The organism is Mesorhizobium shangrilense, from assembly GCF_028826155.1.
Classification (GTDB): Bacteria; Pseudomonadota; Alphaproteobacteria; order Rhizobiales; family Rhizobiaceae; genus Arvimicrobium; species Arvimicrobium flavum.
Window position 1 is genome coordinate 2,168,137 of sequence record NZ_JAQGPN010000001.1, and the last position, 16,550, is coordinate 2,184,686.

16 protein-coding genes are annotated in these 16,550 nt (G+C 66.4%); 6 read left to right on the forward strand and 10 right to left on the reverse strand.

The window, feature by feature from the left end:
- Nucleotides 1–48 precede the first annotated feature (48 nt).
- From PD284_RS10580 to PD284_RS10620, 9 genes are all read right to left on the reverse strand, one after another.
- Entirely contained in the window at nucleotides 49–1,179 is a 1,131-nt protein-coding gene (locus PD284_RS10580) for a P1 family peptidase (protein WP_274628160.1), read from the reverse strand.
- Between the two features lie 49 nt (nucleotides 1,180–1,228).
- Nucleotides 1,229–2,605: an amidase gene (locus PD284_RS10585; protein WP_274628161.1), complete on the reverse strand. Its 1,377-nt coding sequence runs from the start codon at nucleotides 2,603–2,605 to the stop codon at nucleotides 1,229–1,231.
- A gap of 11 nt (nucleotides 2,606–2,616) precedes the next feature.
- The gene (locus PD284_RS10590) at nucleotides 2,617–3,372 is read right to left on the reverse strand and encodes an SDR family NAD(P)-dependent oxidoreductase (protein ID WP_274628162.1); all 756 of its coding nucleotides are present in this window, start codon (nucleotides 3,370–3,372) and stop codon (nucleotides 2,617–2,619) included.
- Between the two features lie 11 nt (nucleotides 3,373–3,383).
- Entirely contained in the window at nucleotides 3,384–4,136 is a 753-nt protein-coding gene (locus tag PD284_RS10595; RefSeq protein WP_274628163.1) for an SDR family NAD(P)-dependent oxidoreductase, read from the reverse strand.
- Entirely contained in the window at nucleotides 4,133–4,954 is an 822-nt protein-coding gene (locus PD284_RS10600) for a polysaccharide deacetylase family protein (RefSeq protein WP_274628164.1), read from the reverse strand. The genes PD284_RS10595 and PD284_RS10600 overlap by 4 nt, the downstream gene beginning before the upstream one ends.
- A gap of 11 nt (nucleotides 4,955–4,965) precedes the next feature.
- Nucleotides 4,966–5,754 carry an ABC transporter permease gene (locus PD284_RS10605; protein ID WP_274628165.1) on the reverse strand — a complete coding sequence of 263 codons (789 nt, stop codon included), beginning with the start codon at nucleotides 5,752–5,754 and terminating at the stop codon, nucleotides 4,966–4,968.
- Nucleotides 5,751–6,602, reverse strand: a complete 852-nt coding sequence (locus PD284_RS10610) for an ABC transporter permease (protein WP_274628166.1) — start codon at nucleotides 6,600–6,602, stop codon at nucleotides 5,751–5,753. Before PD284_RS10610 ends, PD284_RS10605 begins: the two co-directional genes overlap by 4 nt.
- The gene (locus PD284_RS10615; protein WP_274628167.1) at nucleotides 6,599–7,666 is read right to left on the reverse strand and encodes an ABC transporter ATP-binding protein; all 1,068 of its coding nucleotides are present in this window, start codon (nucleotides 7,664–7,666) and stop codon (nucleotides 6,599–6,601) included. Before PD284_RS10615 ends, PD284_RS10610 begins: the two co-directional genes overlap by 4 nt.
- A gap of 118 nt (nucleotides 7,667–7,784) precedes the next feature.
- Nucleotides 7,785–8,813 (reverse strand): ABC transporter substrate-binding protein, encoded by a 1,029-nt coding sequence (locus PD284_RS10620; protein ID WP_274628168.1) that lies wholly within the window; start codon nucleotides 8,811–8,813, stop codon nucleotides 7,785–7,787.
- 227 nt (nucleotides 8,814–9,040) lie between these two features.
- Here PD284_RS10620 and PD284_RS10625 point away from each other — a divergent pair, with 227 nt between their 5' ends.
- A complete protein-coding gene (locus PD284_RS10625; RefSeq protein ID WP_274628169.1) occupies nucleotides 9,041–9,556 on the forward strand; it encodes a MarR family winged helix-turn-helix transcriptional regulator in 516 nt (171 codons plus the stop codon).
- A 282-nt stretch (nucleotides 9,557–9,838) separates the two neighbouring features.
- Here PD284_RS10625 and PD284_RS10630 read toward each other — a convergent pair whose 3' ends face one another.
- Nucleotides 9,839–10,324 (reverse strand): Lrp/AsnC family transcriptional regulator, encoded by a 486-nt coding sequence (locus PD284_RS10630; RefSeq protein WP_274628170.1) that lies wholly within the window; start codon nucleotides 10,322–10,324, stop codon nucleotides 9,839–9,841.
- 305 nt (nucleotides 10,325–10,629) lie between these two features.
- Here PD284_RS10630 and PD284_RS10635 point away from each other — a divergent pair, with 305 nt between their 5' ends.
- From PD284_RS10635 to meaB, 5 genes are read left to right on the forward strand one after another with little or no spacing between them, the layout of a single operon-like run.
- The gene (locus tag PD284_RS10635) at nucleotides 10,630–12,357 is read left to right on the forward strand and encodes a methylmalonyl-CoA mutase family protein (RefSeq protein WP_274628171.1); all 1,728 of its coding nucleotides are present in this window, start codon (nucleotides 10,630–10,632) and stop codon (nucleotides 12,355–12,357) included.
- 12 nt (nucleotides 12,358–12,369) lie between these two features.
- Nucleotides 12,370–12,780 (forward strand): cobalamin B12-binding domain-containing protein, encoded by a 411-nt coding sequence (locus PD284_RS10640; RefSeq protein WP_274628172.1) that lies wholly within the window; start codon nucleotides 12,370–12,372, stop codon nucleotides 12,778–12,780.
- Nucleotides 12,773–14,323, forward strand: a complete 1,551-nt coding sequence (locus tag PD284_RS10645; RefSeq protein WP_274628173.1) for a class I adenylate-forming enzyme family protein — start codon at nucleotides 12,773–12,775, stop codon at nucleotides 14,321–14,323. The genes PD284_RS10640 and PD284_RS10645 overlap by 8 nt, the downstream gene beginning before the upstream one ends.
- Nucleotides 14,320–15,501, forward strand: a complete 1,182-nt coding sequence (locus PD284_RS10650; RefSeq protein ID WP_274628174.1) for a thiolase family protein — start codon at nucleotides 14,320–14,322, stop codon at nucleotides 15,499–15,501. The genes PD284_RS10645 and PD284_RS10650 overlap by 4 nt, the downstream gene beginning before the upstream one ends.
- Nucleotides 15,502–16,536, forward strand: a complete 1,035-nt coding sequence (gene meaB, locus PD284_RS10655) for a methylmalonyl Co-A mutase-associated GTPase MeaB (protein ID WP_274628175.1) — start codon at nucleotides 15,502–15,504, stop codon at nucleotides 16,534–16,536.
- Nucleotides 16,537–16,550 lie beyond the last annotated feature (14 nt).

The following is a 16,550-nucleotide window of genomic DNA, read 5'->3' on the forward strand; positions in this document are numbered from 1 at the left end:
TGAGCCGCATTTGTGCGACGCCAGACGATTCCGCCTGGATGCAAAATGCTAGTCGGCGGCGCACGCGCCGGGGAAGCGGACGCAGTAGGTTTCGCCCAGTTCCGGGTCCGCATTCAGCACGGCGTGGGTGATGGCGCGCGCATAGACGTCGGCGGCCACCGACAGGATGTCGCGGAACTGCGCGGCCTCGACGAAGTTCGACTGCGCGACCGTCGACGGATCGTCGCCGAGCGTCACGGCGAACACCGTGTCGCCGTCGCTGGTGGAGTGGGCCGGGCGGATGGCCCGGGCCATGCCGTCATTGGCGACGATGGCGAGGCGCTCGGTCTGGCCGGCGGTGAGCGGCGCTGACGTCGCGACGACGCCGATGGTGGTGTTTTCGCCGGCCCGGATCAACTCCATGTCCTTGGGCGAGGTCGAGCAGCCCTGCGGGGGCACCTTGATGTCGCCGAACTCGTCGTCAAGCTCGAGCCACAGCGTGTAGAGTTCGCAGTTGGCGTTGACGTTGTAGACGCGGCCGGCCGGATTGACGACGACCAGAGCGCCGACGACGGTGCCGTCCGCCATCACGGCGCTGGCGGTGCCGAGGCCGCTCTTCATGCCGGCAGCGCGCGCGCCGGTGCCGGCGCCGACGCTGCCCTGTTCGACCGGGCCTTCCTTGGCGTTGCTTGCCGCGATGTAGCCATCCTCACAGGGCTTGTCGCCACGACCGGGAGGCGCGTTGACCGAGCCACGGTCGAGGTCGAAGATAATCGCGCCCGGAACGTGGGCGCGGCCGCCGTAGGTCCAGCCTTTCTCGTCAAGGAACTTGACTACGCCGCAGGCGGTGTCGAGGCCGTAGATGCTGCCGCCGCTCAGCGTCAGCCCGTGCATGACCACGCGCTGCGCGTCCTGATGCTGGGCAGTCAAAAGCGCGCCGAGGCGCGTGCCGGGAGCGCCGCCGCTCGGCGACATCCCCATCAGCGCACCTTCCGGGAAGATCAGGGCGGTGGTGCCGGTCGCGGCGTCCTTGCGTGTGCTGTGACCGACGAGAATTCCCGGCACGTCGGTGATCGCGTTGTTTGGACCGGTGCGCAGATCGACCACCGGGATGGGCGCCTGTGCGTGCGCCAGCCCGATGCCTCCCAGCAACAGCGCATTGGCGACGAGCGCCGATTTGAGGGCGTTTTTGAACGACATACTTATCCTCCGTGTTGTCGTTGAAATCTGCCGGCGAGGGGTTCGCCGGTTATGTGAAGAGCGCCTCCGCCTCCCTGGCGACCTGCAGCAAGGCGAGGTCGCGATACCAGGGCGCGCACAGATGCAGGCCGAGCGGCAGGCCGGCTGCGGTCTTGCCGCAGGGAATGGTGATGGCGGGGTGGCCGGACAGGTTCTGCGGGAAGGTGAACGGGTACCAGGCGCCGCGCACAGTGCCGCAATTGACGCCGTCGATCTCGATGTCCCCGATCGGATCCACCGTGATCGGCAGCGGCGGCGCGGTCAGCGTCGGCGAGACGAGAATGTCGAAGCGTTCGAACAGGGCCTGGAATTCGCGGAAGAGCCGCGTGCGCCCCGCCGTCGCGTTGGACAGATCGACCGCGGAGTATCCGTTGCCGAGCGCGATCGTGTCGATCAGGGTCTGACCGGCGAGTTCCTCGCGGCCCTTCATCGCCGGGCCCGTGCGGGCGGCAAGGCCGACGCGCAGGATGGTGAGGAAGACGGGTTCGTACGCCTTGAAGTCGATGAAGGCTTCCTCGACCAGCGCGCCGGCATCCTCCAGCTTCTTCACGGCGGCGGCGGTGATCGCGGCAGTCTCGCGCTCGACGCGCGCGCCGCCCTCTGCGATGTAGCCGATGCGAAGCCCTGCGAGTGAGGCATTACCCTCATGCAGCAGTCTTGCCGCCTGTCCGTAGGTGTCGTGGAAATCCGGGCCGCTGATCGCGTCGAACACGAGCGCGATGTCCTCGACCGTGCGGGCGAGGGGCCCGACATAGGAGTTGGCGCCGAACAGGTCCGGCAGCTGGAGGTGCGGGATCACGCCGAGCGACGGCTTGAAGCCGACGACGCCGCAGCAGGCGGCCGGGATGCGGCTCGATCCGCCGCCATCGGTGCCTAGCGAGATCGGTCCCATGCCCGTGGCGACCGCGACGGCGGACCCGGAGCTGGACGCGCCGGGGGTGACGGACGGATCGATCGGATTGAGCGTGCGACCGAACAGCGGCGAGGTCGCCGCCTGCAGATGGCCGAACTCCGGCGTCGTCGTCTTGCCGACGAGGATCGCGCCTGCCGCCTTCGAACGGGCGACGGAGACGGCGTCGGAAGTCGGCACGTTGTTTTCGAACAGACGCGAACCCATGGTGGTGCGCACGCCGGCGGTGTTGACAAGGTCCTTCACCGAATAGGGCACACCGTGCAGCGGCGGCAGCTCGTCGCTCTTCATCACGCGGTCTTCGGCGGCCCGGGCCTCGGCAAGCGCCTGGTCGCCGGTCACGGTGATGAAGGCGTTGAGGTCGCTGCGATCGTCGATCCGCTGCAGCACCGCTTCGGTCAGTTCGACCGGGGAAACCTCTTTCGCGCGGATAGCGGCGGCCATCGCGGTTGCTGTCATGTCGGCAAGTTCGGACAAGACCGTTCTCCTCAAATCATCCAGCGCCCGCCATCGATCAGCAGGCTCTGGCCGGTGATGAACCGCGCCTCGTCGCTGGCCAGAAACACCACGGCGGCGGCGACGTCCTCCGGCTCGCCGACGATGCCGGCGGGCGTGTTGGTCTTGATGCGGTCGATGACCTCTTTCGGCATGGTGTCGTGGGCGCGGGTGCGGATCGCGCCCGGCGCAACCGCGTTGACGGTGACGCCGAACGGCGCAAGCTCGCGCGCCAAAGAGCGGGTGAAGCCGATCAGGCCCATCTTGGCAGAGGCATAGTCTACCAGGCCCGCATCGCCGACGAAGGCCGCGTCGCTCGACATGTTGACGATGCGGCCGCCGCGCTCGCGCATGGAGGGCGCAACGAGGCGCGACATGCGCATGGTGCTGAACAGGGAAATCTCAAGCACGAAGCGCCAGACGTCTTCGCTGGATTCGTGGAACGCGGCGCTGCGGCTGCGCCCGCTCTGGCCGACATTGTTGACGAGCACGTCGATCGGCCCGAGATCGCCGGCAACCTGTGCGTGGAAGGCTTCGAGCGTCGGGAGGTCCGTGCAGTCGCCCTCGACGGCGAGCAGGCGAGGGGCCTTGTCCGCCTCAAGCTGCGCCTGCAGCGGGCCGGTGTCGAGGTCGAGCACGGCAACCCGAGCGCCCTCGGCAAGCAAACGTGCGGCAATGCCCGCGCCGATGCCGCCGCCGCCGCCCGTCACGATGGCGACCTTGTCGTCGAAGCGGGCGGTATGCAGCATCGGCATCATCCTCAGTGGAAGGTCCGGCCGCCGTCGACGGCAAGCGCCACGCCGGTGACGTAGGAAGACTCCGCGCTCATCAGCCAGGCGATGCCGGCGGCGATCTCGTCGGGGTCGGCAATGCGGCCGAGCGCATAGCGGGCGCGGACGGCGTCGAGCTGCGCCTCGCCGGTTGCGCCCTCGGCGATGGAGGAGCGGAACAGCGGCGTCTCCACCGCGCCCGGGCAGACGACGTTGACGCGGATGCCGGCTTCGGCGACTTCCATCGCCAGCGACTTGGAAAACATCTGCAGGCCGGCCTTCGACGCCGAATAGGCGCTGCGGAACTTCAGCGGGCTGAGCCCGGCGCCGGACGAGACGTTGACGATCGTCCCGCCGCCCGCCGCCTTGAGAAACGGCGCGGCCGCACGGCAGACCTTCATCGGCCCGTTCAGGTTGACGGCCATCAGCCAGTCCCATGCCTCGTCGGTCATGTCCTCGAGGCGGGATTCCAAGTCGACGCCGGCCGAATTGACGACGCCGTCGAGCCCCCCCATCCTTGCCACGGCCACGGCCACGGCCTCCTGCACCGACGCGGTGTCGGTCACGTCTGCGTGGAGGGCGACGACGCCGTGCGCCTGCTCCATCTGCGCCAGCGCCGCCTCGTCCATGTCGAGGCAGGCGACCTTTGCGCCGCCATTCAGGAAGCGCAGGGCAGCGGCCTTGCCGATGCCCTTGCCGCCGCCGGTGACGAGGATGCGGCGACCGGCGAAGGCGGTGCTCACGCGGTGGCTCCGGTCAGGCGCGGACGCATGTCCTCGACCATCTCGTCGCAGCGCCCCATCCAGACATCGCCATGCTCCAGTGCATGCTTGATGAGGCCTTCCAGGACGCCGATGCGCGAGGGCTGGCCGATCATTTCGGGATGCATGCCGACCATCATCATGCGCTTCTCGGCATAGAGGACGTCGAATTCGGCCTTCCACGCCTCAAGCAGCGCCGACGGGGCCTGCATGGTGCGGCCGGGCAGCACGATCGAATACTGGAAGAACGGCGCGTCATCGAGCACCCAGCGGAAGGGCAGCTCGACGATCTTGGTCGGCTTGCCATCAACCGTGTGGATGTAGGGGGAATCGTCGTCGAAGAAGTTGGAGGAATAGTCGAATCCGTACTCGACCATCAGTTGCATGGAGATGTCGCTGAGCTCGGCGGCCGGCGAGCGCCAGCCACGGGGCGCGAGGCCGGAGGCGCGCTTGATCGACTCGAAGCCCTTTTCCATCTCCTCGCGCTCCTGCTCGTGAGTCAGGTTGAGGATCCAGTTGTGGGTGTAGCTGTGGTGGGCGAGCTCGTGTCCGGCTTCGAGGATGCGCTCGATCAGTTCGGGGCGCTGGTCGATGATGAGGCCGGGAACGAAGAAGGTCGACTTGATGCCGTAGCGAGCCAGTAGGTTGAGCACGCGATCGGCGCCCACTTTCCAGCCATAGGCGCCCTGCGACATCAGGATCGGACGCTTGGCATAGTTGGGGTCGCGCGCCGTCCACATCGTCTCGGCGTCGAGATCGAAGGTGAAGAAAAGGGGAAAACCCTTGGTGGTCAGATGCATATTGGTATCCGTCAAACGAAGCGGTGGAAGCCGGTCCAGCGCTCTGCGACGAGCAGCACGATCGCCGTCGCGATGATGAGGAGCGTGGACACGGCGGCCACGCTCGGGTTCACGCCCATCTCCACCGAGGTGAAGATGAGGATGGGGAGGGTCGTGTCCCTCGGTCCGGCCAGGAAGATCGTCACCGGCACGTTTTCCATCGAGGTGACGAAGGAAAACAGCGCGCCTGCGACGAGGCCGGGCTTGATGAGCGGCAAAGTCACCAGCCTGAAGGTGGTGAAGCCGCCCGCGCCGAGAACGCGCGCCGCTTCCTCGACCGACAGGTCGAGGCCCGAGAGGCTCGCCAGGGCGGAGCGCACGATGTAGGGGACGGTGATGATGACGTGGGCGATCAGCAGCACCCAGAAGCTGCCGCGCATGCCCACCAGCGTGAAGTACTGCAGCAGCGCGACGCCGATCACCACTGACGGGATGATCAAAGGCGCCATCAGCAGCGACGTCAGCGCCTCGGAACCGGGCACCATCTTGCGGAAGATGGCATAGGAGGCCGCCACGCCGAGCACCAGCGAAATGAGGGTCGAGCCGACGGCCAGGATGAGGCTGTTCCAGATCGCGCTGAGATAGATGCGGTCGGTCAGCACCGCCGAAAACCATTTCAGCGTCCAGCCCTGCGGCGGAATGGTCAGGTAGGAGGTCTCGCTGAACGAGGCGAGCATGACCACCACCACCGGGATCTGCAGGAACAGGATGACCAGCAGCGCGAGCGACGAGACGGCGAAACCGGGACGTTGTTCGTTCATGCCAGCCCCGCCCAGCGCTTGGTCATCCGGCTCGAAATCCAGATGATGAGGATGGTGGAAATCGCCAGCGCAAACGACAACGCCGAGCCGCTCGGCCAGTCGAGAAGCTGCATGTATTCGTCATAGATCAGCGTCGCCATGACCTGGTAGGTCGGGCCGCCCAGCATGCGCGGGGTGACCAGGGCGCTGATGGTGAGGACGAAAACGAGGATCGACCCGGAAATGATGCCCGGCGCGGTCAGCGGCAGCGTCACCGAGCGGAAGGCATGCAGGCGGCTTGAGCCGAGCGTGGCTGCGGCGGCCTCGACATCGCGGGGCACGTTCTGAAGCGCGGCCACCAGCATCAGCACCATGAAGGGCAGGTAGATGTGAGTGAGGCCGATCATCAGGCCGGTCATGTTGAACATCAGCTTGAGCGGCTTCTCGATGAGGCCGATGTCGATCAAGAGGTTGTTGACGACGCCGCGATTGGTCAGCAGCACGATCCAGCCGAACGAGCGCACGACGAGATTGAGCATCAGCGGGAAGATGACGAGGAGCGTCAGCGCCAGCCGCCAGCGCGGGTTGCCGCGCACGATGAGATAGGCGACCGGATAGCCGAGCAGAAGGCAGCTGAAGGTAACCGCCACGCCAAGGCCGAGCGTGCGCAGAACGACTTCCAGATAGAAATCATCGGTAAAGATGCGGGCATAGTTGGCTATCGTCCACGCATCCGGGACGATGCCGTGGCCGGGCCGGTATTCCTGAAAGCTGGTCGGCACCAGAAGCAGCAACGGCACGACGAAAGCCGCAACCAGCACGAAGAGCAGCGGCGAGAGCAGCAGGGCTCCGGTGCGCAGCGACTTCATGCGCCTTTCCCGCCCGGCAGCGTGATGATGTCTTGCGGCCTGATGTTGAGGAAGACGGCGTCGCCCTGCGCCAGATTTGCAGCGCCGCCCGAGGACGGAACCTCGACGACGATCTCGGACGTCGATCCGAGCCGCACGACGTACTGGACCTGCGCACCCGAAAACGAACGCAGCGCGATCGTGCCGGGGATGGCCTCGCCATCGTTGCCCGCCTCGCGTGAGAGGGTGACGGCTTCCTGGCGGATGAACACCTCGACCGCAGCGCCATCCGTGGCGGAGAGGTCCGTCGGGCGCAACACGAGCCCGCCCGGAAGCTCGACCGCGCCGCCCTTCACCGTCGCGCTCAGACGGTTCGGCTTGCCGATGAAGCCGGCGACGAAGGCGGTGGCGGGGCGGTGGTAGATCTCTTCGGGCGACGCGAACTGCTGGATGACGCCGTCGTTCATGACGCAGACACGATCCGACAGCGACAGGGCCTCGGCCTGGTCGTGGGTGACGAACAGCGTCGTGATCTCGAGCTCGCGCTGCAGCCGCTTGAGTTCGATCTGCATCTCGTCGCGCAGCTTGGCGTCGAGATTGGACAACGGCTCGTCGAACAGGAGCACGCTCGGACGTGGCGCAATGGCGCGCGCCATCGCGACGCGCTGCTGCTGGCCGCCGGAAAGCTGGCGCGGGTAGCGCTCGCCGTAGCCGGCCAGGCGCACGAGCGCCAACGCCTCCTCGACGCGCGCGTTAAGCGCCGAGCCGCTTTCGCCCTTGCGGCGGAGGCCGAAGGCGACGTTCTCGAAGACGGTCATGTGAGGGAACAGCGCATAGGACTGGAACACCAGGCCGACATTGCGCTTGTTGGGAGGCAGGCGGGTGATGTCGCGCCCGCCGACCGTGATGACCCCGTCGGTCGGCTCGATCAAGCCTGCAACCATGCGCAGTATCGTCGTCTTGCCGCAGCCGGAAGGTCCGAGCAGCGACACGAATTCGCCCTGGGCTATTTCCAGCGACACATCCTTGACCACGGACACCTTGCCGTAGCGCTTCACGATATGCCGCAGAGAAACGTTGCTCATTCGACCTCACAAGGATTGCCCGGCGTCCAACACGAGCGTCATGCCGCAGGGGCGGATCCGGTGGCGGCAAAGCGCAAGCCGGGAGCCGGATCGCCTGGAGGCGACCCGGCAGTCAGTCTTAGCGCAGGACCTCGCGCTGCCAGCGGCGGGTCCACTCGGGCAGCTTCTCGGCCATTTCCGCCGGATCGAGGAACAGCATCTTGTCCAGCGCCTCGCCGGCCGGAACGATGGCGGAAACCTCGTCGGAGAGCACGACATTCTTGTTCACCGGACCGATGAACTGCTTCTCGGAGAAGCACTTCTGGTTGTCCGCATCGAGGATCGTGTCGATGAACTTGTGCGCCAGCTCTTCCTGCTTCGTGCCCTTCGGGATGGAGATCGTCGGACGGATGCCGACTGCGCCCTCGGCCGGATAGGCGGCCGCGAGCGGCAGGCCGTTGGCGGCGGCGACGCCGGCGCGATCAGGATACCAGACCGCCATGTCGATTTCGCCGCGCTCGAACAGCGCGACCACCTGGTCGGCCTGCGAGTAGAGCAGCACCGACGACTTCGCGAGCGGCTTGATCTTCTCGATGCCGGGGGTGATGTCGTCGAGCGAGCCGCCCTCCATCTTGTTGAGCGCCGCGAGGAACTGCCAGCCGGTGGTGCCGGAAATGTCGCCGATGGTCACGCGGCCCTCGTACTTCGGATCGAACAGGTCGTTCCACGAGGTGGGCGGCGTGGTGACCTTCTCCTTGTTGTAGATGATGGTCGTGGCGCCCAGCATGGCGGCGACATAGGCGTCGTCCTTGCCCCAGGCGCCGTCGATGATTTCCGGCGCATTGGAGAGCTTGGCGCGGTCGAGCTGCACCAGCAGGCCTTCATTCGCCATCTGCACGGCAAACGCATCGTCGGCGAACACGACGTCCATGTCGGACTGTCCGGCGGTGGCGCGGACCGCGGCTGCATGTTGCGACGAGCTGCCGAGCTTCATGACGACATCGGCGCCGGTGGCGGCCTTGAAAGGCTCGACATAGCAGGCCGTCACATTGTCGGCGAAGGAGCCGCCGAACGCGCCGAGGACGAGTTCGTCCGCAGCCGCGATGCTTGTGGCCGACACGAGGGCAGCGATTGCGGTTGCAGCCGAGAGGAAGGAGTTTGATTTCATGATCAGGTTCCCTTTGCGGATGCAGGCCCGGGCCTCTCCCGCCGTGCATCGCAAGAAAAAGGGCTATCACCTGTCCATTTGTCTTTCAAGAAAGATATTGTGAAGGTATCCTGTCTTGTTACTAGCTTGGTGCGCGGTGGCCGCCTATTAGCTTAGTGCGCGATGGCCGCATTGCGCAGCGAGCGCTGCCCTATGCCCTGCGCGGCCGAGTGTGAAGGAGGGGGACTTTGGAAGCAGGCGAGGTCGACTATTGGGAGCTGGACCGGGTCGGGCGCGGGATGGAGAACTGGCGTCGCGAGCGGCCGGACATCGACTGCAGCGGCAAGGCTGTGGTCGGGCGCATCCTGCATCTGCACGACATCATCCTGCGTGCTGTCGACAGGGCGCTTGCGCCGCACGGACTGAAATATCCCACCTACGCGGTCCTGGCGACGATCCGGGCTTACGGTGCGCCCTTCCGCATGTCGCCGAGCGAGCTGCTTTCAACGCTGCTCCTGTCGTCCGGCGGACTGTCGAACCTCCTTCGGCGCATGGAAGAGGACGGTCTGATCAGACGCCTCGCCGATGAGCGCGACGGGCGGGGCGTCATCGTGGAACTCACCGAGAAGGGGCTTGCGGCCGCCGATGCAAGCATGGCGGACCATGCTGCGGTCGAGCGCGAGCTGTGCAAAAGCCTGCCGCCCGAGCTGCAGCGAACCGTCGCCCAAGGCCTTGGCATGATGATTGGGGCAGCCCAGCGCTAGGCTGCATCCATCAGGCATGTAGCGAGCCGGTAAGTGGTTTCTGAGGCTGTCTGGACGGGGGGATGAACCGCCCGCGGCGGCGCAGCCGCACGTAGTCGAAGAGCGGTGGCCACGAACGCACGCTCCTTTTGGCCGCATGGGGTTGCGAGATGCTGCGGCTCGCTCGCCGGTTGGCGCGGCATGGACCTGTTCCGCGCCCGCTGAGGAAGCAATTCCCGCGAAGTCGTTGGTCGGCGTTGCGGACCCTCCGCACGGCGTCGGCTCGCGAGACCGGGTTGCCGACTATTTGCCCGGCTTGATGACGCCAGCCTTCGGCGAGAACTTGAAGACGCGCTTGTGGGTTTCGAGGATGGCGCGCGTGTTTACCCGCACGATGCCTTCCACATTGGCGAGCTGATTCGTCAGGAAGTCGACGAACTCCGCATTGGAGGCGAAGGTCGCGCCGGCGAAGATGTCGAAGCTGCCTGTGGTGATGTAGACGAAGTAGATCTCCGGCAGGTTCGACAGCTTCTTGGCGACACGCCGGATGCTCTTGGTCTCGACCTCGATCTCCATCATGATCCAGGTCGTGTGGCCGAGATTGAGCGGATTGGTCAGCGCCACGAACTCGATGACATTCGACTTGATCAGCCGGCCGAGCCGGTTGCGGACGGTCGATTCCGGGACACCGAGCGAATCTGCAATCGCCTTGGCCGGCGCGCGGGCATCGTCATGCAGGTGCTTGATGATGCCGACGTCGAGGTCATCAAGGTTGATTGCCGTTTCCATCGGCGAGCTCCGTCTCTGTTTCGGTGGCATTATTACGGAGCGCGTCTCGCGAACGCAACGAAGGCCTCCGGCATCTCCGTCGCTTACATGCCGCATCTGCCGCTTCTGGCCGCCCGCTGCAATCCGCTCCGTCCACGCGGCAGCGGGTCTGATGCGCCAAATTTGGCATTATCAACGTTCGCAAGTACGAATATGTGCGATATCAGCAAAAACAGTTGCGCATATTGGCGAAAAACATCATATTGCCTGAAGTGAAGCAGAGGATTCCGCCAAGGCGCCGTGCCGGCTCAGCGGGGAGAAACGTGATGTTTGGCATATCGCCGGACGGCCGAGCAGGGATGGAGGACGCAGCGGACGAGACGCTGCGGGCAGGCGCGACCGCCGAGGCCTACGGCCGCTGGCTGTCGGGGGCCTATGCCAGCGATCTTGCAGCGCGCGGCCCCCGAAAGTCCTTCCGCACCGATGTCGGCATCGAGATCGCGCCGCTCTATACGCCAGCCGATCTCGATCGCATCGGCTTCGACTATGGCCGTGATCTCGGTTTCCCCGGCGCCTATCCGTATACGCGCGGCGATCGCGCAGGCATGTTCCGCACCGAAAGCTTCGTCGTCTCCGCCTATGCCGGATTCGGCGACGGCGAGGTCTGCAACAGGCGTTTCAAGCGGCTTCTCGGCATCGGCGCGGAGCAGATCCTCGTCGCCCTCGATCTGCCAACGCAGTGCGGCTACGATTCCGACCATGAAATGGCCGCGGCCGAAGTGGGGCAAGTGGGCGTCGCCATCGACACGCTTGCCGACATGGAAGCGCTTTTCCGCGGCATCCCCGTCGACACGGTCAAGCGGGTTGGCACGCTCGGCAATTCGATCGGTCCGATCGTGCTCGCGCTCTATGCGGCGCTGGGCGAGAAGCAGGGGATCGCCTGGAAGGACTATACGGTCAACCTCCAGAACGACCCGTTGAAGGAATACATCGCCCGAGGCACGCAGATCCTGCCGGCGGAGCCCGCCGCCCGCCTGGCCTGCGATGCGGTGACCTGGTGCATCAACAGTGCGCCGCACTGGTCGCCGATGACGGTCTGCGCCAACCACATCAACGCCGGCGGGGCAGGGGCCTCCATGGCGCTGTCGATCGCGCTTGCAAACGCGCTCCACTACATCGACCTCATGCTGGCGCAGGGCCATGCGATCGACGATGTGGCGCCACTGATCCACATGTTCCCGGACGAGCGGCACGACTTCTACATCTCGGTCGCCACGCTCAGGGCGCTTCGCCGCATCTGGGCTCGCCTGATGAAGGAGCGCTACGGCGCCACCCGGGGCGAAGCGCTGGCGCTGCAGACCACGGTCTACGGCCACGGGCAGGAATCGCTCCAGGAACCGCTCAACAACATCGTGCGCACGGCTTTCGGCACGCTGGCCTATGTGCTCGGCGGGGCGAGCTACGTCTATCTCGCCGGTTATGACGAGGCAGTCTCGACACCCGGCGAGGAATCCATGCGGGTCGCCCTGAGGACGCTGCAGATCATCGCCAACGAACACGGGCTCGCCGACGCCATCGATCCGATGGGCGGCTCCTATCTCATCGAAACGCTGACCGCCGAGGTCGAGACCCAGATCCTTGACGGGCTCGCCGAGATCGAGCGAAACGGTGGAGCGCTCGCCGTCATCGATACCGGCTACGGCCGCCGGCTGATGACCGATGGCGCCGTCCGCCGCCAACGGGCGATCGACTCCGGCGAACGGCCCTGGATCACCGTCAATCAATGGCCGGTCAAGCCCAACGTGCCCAATACCGCCTTCCGCGGCGATCCCGAGGCGACGGCGCGCCAGTTACGGCGGCTTGCCGAGGTGAAGGCCGGGCGTGACGGCGCACGCGTGAAGGCGCTGCTTTCCGATATCGACCGTGCCTGCGCCGAGGGGCGCAACTGCACCTCCGCCGTGCTCGACGCTGTGCGGGCCTATGCGACAGTCGGGGAAATCTGCCAGGTCTGGCGGGACCGTTTCGGCTTGTTCACTCCGTCGACCGATTTTTGAGCAGGATCGAGCATGACGGGAAGACGGCTGCGCGTACTGATTGCGAAGGTGGGGCTCGACGGCCACGACGTCGGTGCGCGGGTGGTCGCGCGCGGCCTGCTCGATGCGGGGATGGAGGTCATCTACACCGGCCTGCGCCGAACGCCCGAGCAGATCGCGCGCGCGGCGATCGAAGAGGATGTCGACTGGATCGGCATCAGCCTGCTGTCCGGCGCCCACCGAATACTCGTGCCGCGCATCCGCAAGCTTCTCGACGAAAGCGGGGCGGGCGACATCCGTCTGATCGTCGGCGGCATCATTCCCCAGGAGGACGTGCCGGAACTCGAGGCTGTCGGGGTCGCGCGCGTCTTCCTTTCCGGCACGCCGATCGCAGAGATCGTCGAATTCCTCAAACAGACCCGCACGGACGCCCAGAATGCTTGACGCGAACCTCGGACACGGCAGCACGGTCGGCCGGCTGATGAGCCAGGCGACGCGCCGCTTCGGATCGTGCACGGCGCTGGTCGCAGGCGGCCGGTCATGGACGTTCGCGGAGTTCGAGGCCATCGTCGCGCGGCTCGCCGAAGGACTTGCCGCACGGCTCGCGCCCGGCAGCCGGGCGGCGCTGATGATGCGCAACTGCGCCGACTACATCTTCCTGCAGATGGCGATCGAGCGAACCGGTCTCGTTCGGGTGCCCGTGAATGCGCTGGCGACGGCCAATGACGTCGCGCTGATCGACGCCGATTGCGCGCTGGGCGCCATTTTCCATGACCAAGCCTCGGCAGATCGTATCCCGGTCCGCGACGGGCTGTGGCGGGTCTGCGTCGATGGCGACGGCGCAGCCGGCGGGCCATCCTTCGCCGAACTTCTCGCAACCGGGCTTTCTGGAGACGCTGGCGCGCGCGAGGGGCCGCGCCTCGACGACCTCGCCTCGATCAACTACACCTCCGGCAGTTCCGGCCGCCCGAAGGGCGTGATGCTGACGCATCGCAACTGGGCGGCCGTCTACCGCAACATGCTGATCGACCGCGACATCCGCGCGGACGACACGATCGCCCACATCGGGCCGCTCACCCATGCGAGCGGCACATACTTCGTTCCCTGGTTCCTGCGCGGGGCGACGAATGTGCTGGTCGACGGCGGGTCAATCGACAACCTCCTCGCCGCCATCGAGCGTCATCGCGTCACCGTCTTCACCTGCGTCCCGACCGTCCTGACCCGCCTCGTCAATCATCCACGCCTCGGAGAATTCGACCTCTCGTCGCTGCGGATGATCGGCTATGGCGCGGAGCCGATCCCGCGCAACACGCTGATGCGCGCGCTCGATCTGTTCGGTCCGATCCTCGTGCAGAACTACGGATTGACCGAGGCAATGATGACCTGCACGACGCTGCCGCCCGAGGATCACTTCGACGACGCCGGCAATCCGCGTTTCGGGGCTGTCGGACGACCCTACACCTTCGTCGAGATCGTCCTGCGCGACGAGGCCGGGCATCCGGTGCCGGCCGGTCATATCGGCGAGATCACCGTGCGCTCCGACCACGTCACCAGCGGCTACTGGGGCATGCCCGAGGCGACCGCCGAGGTGCTGCGCGACGGCTGGCTCTGGTCGGGCGATCTCGCGCGCATGGGCGAAGACGGGATCATCTCGCTTGCCGGGCGCTCCAAGGACATGCTGATCTCCGGTGGTTTCAACATCTATCCTCAGGAGATCGAGGCCGCGCTGACGAGCTGCGCCGACGTGGTCGAGGCGGCGGTCATAGGCCTTCCCGATCCGGCATGGGGCGAGATCGCGGTCGGCTATGTGGCGCTGTCCGCCGGCTCGCCGCGCAACCGCGACGACATCCTCGCCGAGATCAAGCCGAGGCTGGGCATCCGCACGCCCAAGCGGCTCGATATCGTCGAGCACCTGCCGAAGAACGCCAATGGCAAGGTCGACAAGAAGGCGCTGCGGGCGGCCTCCCAGGAGGCCGAGGCGCAATGAGCGGCGGCGTCGTCATCGCAGCACCGGGACGCACGCCGTTCGGCAGGTTCGGCGGTGCGCTGAAGGACATACCTGCGCCCGAACTCGGCGCCTTCGTCATCGATGCGATCGTTGCACGCGCCGGCCTGCCGTCCGAGAAGATCGATGCGGCCTATTTCGGCGTCGGGATGATCGGCTCAGGCATGCTGACGCCCGTGCGCCAGGCCATCCTGCGCTCGAAGCTGCGCCAGGAAACGCCGTCCTTCGGCGTCGACCGCGCCTGCTGTTCGGGCATGACGGCGATCGGTCTGGCCTTCAAGGACATCAGGGCCGGCGAGGCGTCGCTTCTCGTTGCCGGCGGCTTCGAGAGCCTGTCGCGCACGCCGCAGCTTCTGCCGCGCAGCCACGTCCATCGCGTCGGCCGCGTTGCACTGGACGATCCGCTGATGATGCGCGGCGACGTGGTGGAGGCATCGATCTCCGGCTATACGGCGCGCGAGGCGCTGCAACTCGGGGTCGACCGGAGGATGCAGGACGAATGGGCGCTTCGCAGCCATGAGCGGTACTTCGAAGCGGACGCCCGCGGGTTCTTCGATGCCGAACGGGTCGCCTACGAAAGAGGTCCGGTGCGGCTCGAGCGGGACGAGCCTCCGCGCCGCGATACCTCGCTGGAAAAGCTGTCAAAACTCAGAACCGTTTATGACAGCGAAACCGTGACCGCCGGTAACGCGCCGGGCCTTTCGGACGGCGCGGCCGCGATGATCGCCGCCGATGCGGTGGCCGCGCGGGAATGTGGGCTGGAAGTCCAGGCGGAAGTTCTCGCCTATGCGCAGGTCTGCGGAGCGCCGACCTCGGGCTCGTATACGCCGGCGGTGGCGATCCGCGAGGTGCTGCGCAAGGCGGATGTCCGGCTTGACGACATCGCACTCATCGAAATCAACGAGGCCTTCGCGGCCACCCCGCTCGTTTCGACGCTGAAGCTTGCCGATGGCGACAAGGCCGGTGCGGAACGCCTACGCGCGCGCACCAATATCCACGGGGGGGCTGTCGCGATCGGCCACCCGCTGGGCGCCAGCGGAGCGCGCCTGGTCATGACCCTTGCCGCCGGCCTCAGGGCGCGCGGAGGGGGGCTCGGCGTTGCCGCCATTTGTGGAGGCTTCGGCCAGGGCGATGCCATCCTCATCAAGTCGGTCGGGTAGATGGAGGGAAGCGAACGACGGCGGATTGCACGCGCGATCAGCGCCGCGGAGAACCGCGGCGACGATTGCGAGGCAGTTCTTCGCGCTGCCTATGCGGCACGCGGGCGGGCGCGCATCGTCGGCGTCACCGGTCCGCCGGGGGCAGGCAAGTCCACTTTCGTTGACCGCCTCGCCACGCATCTCGCGCGCGCCGGACGACGGATCGCCATTGTGGCGATAGATCCGTCCAGCCCGTTTTCGGGCGGCGCGCTTCTGGGCGATCGGGTGCGCCAGGGTGACAGCGCCGCGGAGGAAAACGTCTTCTTCCGCTCTGTCTCGGCACGCGGCTATATCGGCGGTCTCAGCGAGACCGCCGTCGACGTGATTGCCGTCCTTTCCGGCTTCGGCTTCGACTACGTGCTGCTCGAAACGGTCGGCGCGGGCCAGTCCGACGTCGAAATCCGCGAGATCGCCGACTGCACGCTCGTCATGACCGTGCCCGGTCTCGGGGACGGCGTGCAGGCCTCGAAGGCCGGGCTGATGGAAACCGGCGACATCTTCATCGTCAACAAGGCAGACCTGCCCAACGCGGCCGATACGGCCAAGCACATCCGCGCGGCGGTTTCGGCCGCCTATATGGGCAAGCCGGGGCTGAATGACGTGCGGCCGGCCAAGATGGTCGCCGCGCATGGCCAGGCCAGTCCGGGTCAGCGCGCGTTGATGCGCAGGCACGGCGACATGGCTGCCGATCCTTCCATCTGGGTGCCGCCGGTCCTTTCCGTGTCGGCTGCGCGCGGCGAGGGAATCGCCGAAGTCGCCGCGACCGCCGACACCTATCTGGACTGGCTGTCGCAAACCGGCCGGCAGGGAGAGCGGGAGCGCGAGCGTCTCTACCGGCAGATCCTGCGCACGCTCTCGACCATGCTGATGGCGCGCTTCTCCGCGCCGGCCGGTGCGGAGACGGCGGTTGCCGAGTGGGTGGAGCGCATCATTGCCGGTCGTGCGAGCCCGCTAGAGGCCGCGCGGTCGCTGGCGAGCCAGGGGCAGGGCAGATGACAACAGGCACTGAG

What these genes read in the sequence shown, in the direction of transcription:
- PD284_RS10605 (WP_274628165.1), bottom strand. Translation starts at nt 5,754, where the DNA reads ATGAACGAACAACGTCCCGGTTTCGCCGTCTCGTCGCTCGCGCTGCTG.
- PD284_RS10580 (WP_274628160.1), bottom strand. Translation starts at nt 1,179, where the DNA reads ATGTCGTTCAAAAACGCCCTCAAATCGGCGCTCGTCGCCAATGCGCTG.
- PD284_RS10645 (WP_274628173.1), top strand. Translation starts at nt 12,773, where the DNA reads ATGCTTGACGCGAACCTCGGACACGGCAGCACGGTCGGCCGGCTGATG.
- PD284_RS10615 (WP_274628167.1), bottom strand. Translation starts at nt 7,666, where the DNA reads ATGAGCAACGTTTCTCTGCGGCATATCGTGAAGCGCTACGGCAAGGTG.
- PD284_RS10650 (WP_274628174.1), top strand. Translation starts at nt 14,320, where the DNA reads ATGAGCGGCGGCGTCGTCATCGCAGCACCGGGACGCACGCCGTTCGGC.
- PD284_RS10610 (WP_274628166.1), bottom strand. Translation starts at nt 6,602, where the DNA reads ATGAAGTCGCTGCGCACCGGAGCCCTGCTGCTCTCGCCGCTGCTCTTC.
- PD284_RS10635 (WP_274628171.1), top strand. Translation starts at nt 10,630, where the DNA reads ATGTTTGGCATATCGCCGGACGGCCGAGCAGGGATGGAGGACGCAGCG.
- PD284_RS10620 (WP_274628168.1), bottom strand. Translation starts at nt 8,813, where the DNA reads ATGAAATCAAACTCCTTCCTCTCGGCTGCAACCGCAATCGCTGCCCTC.
- PD284_RS10630 (WP_274628170.1), bottom strand. Translation starts at nt 10,324, where the DNA reads ATGGAAACGGCAATCAACCTTGATGACCTCGACGTCGGCATCATCAAG.
- PD284_RS10590 (WP_274628162.1), bottom strand. Translation starts at nt 3,372, where the DNA reads ATGCTGCATACCGCCCGCTTCGACGACAAGGTCGCCATCGTGACGGGC.
- PD284_RS10640 (WP_274628172.1), top strand. Translation starts at nt 12,370, where the DNA reads ATGACGGGAAGACGGCTGCGCGTACTGATTGCGAAGGTGGGGCTCGAC.
- meaB (WP_274628175.1), top strand. Translation starts at nt 15,502, where the DNA reads ATGGAGGGAAGCGAACGACGGCGGATTGCACGCGCGATCAGCGCCGCG.
- PD284_RS10600 (WP_274628164.1), bottom strand. Translation starts at nt 4,954, where the DNA reads ATGCATCTGACCACCAAGGGTTTTCCCCTTTTCTTCACCTTCGATCTC.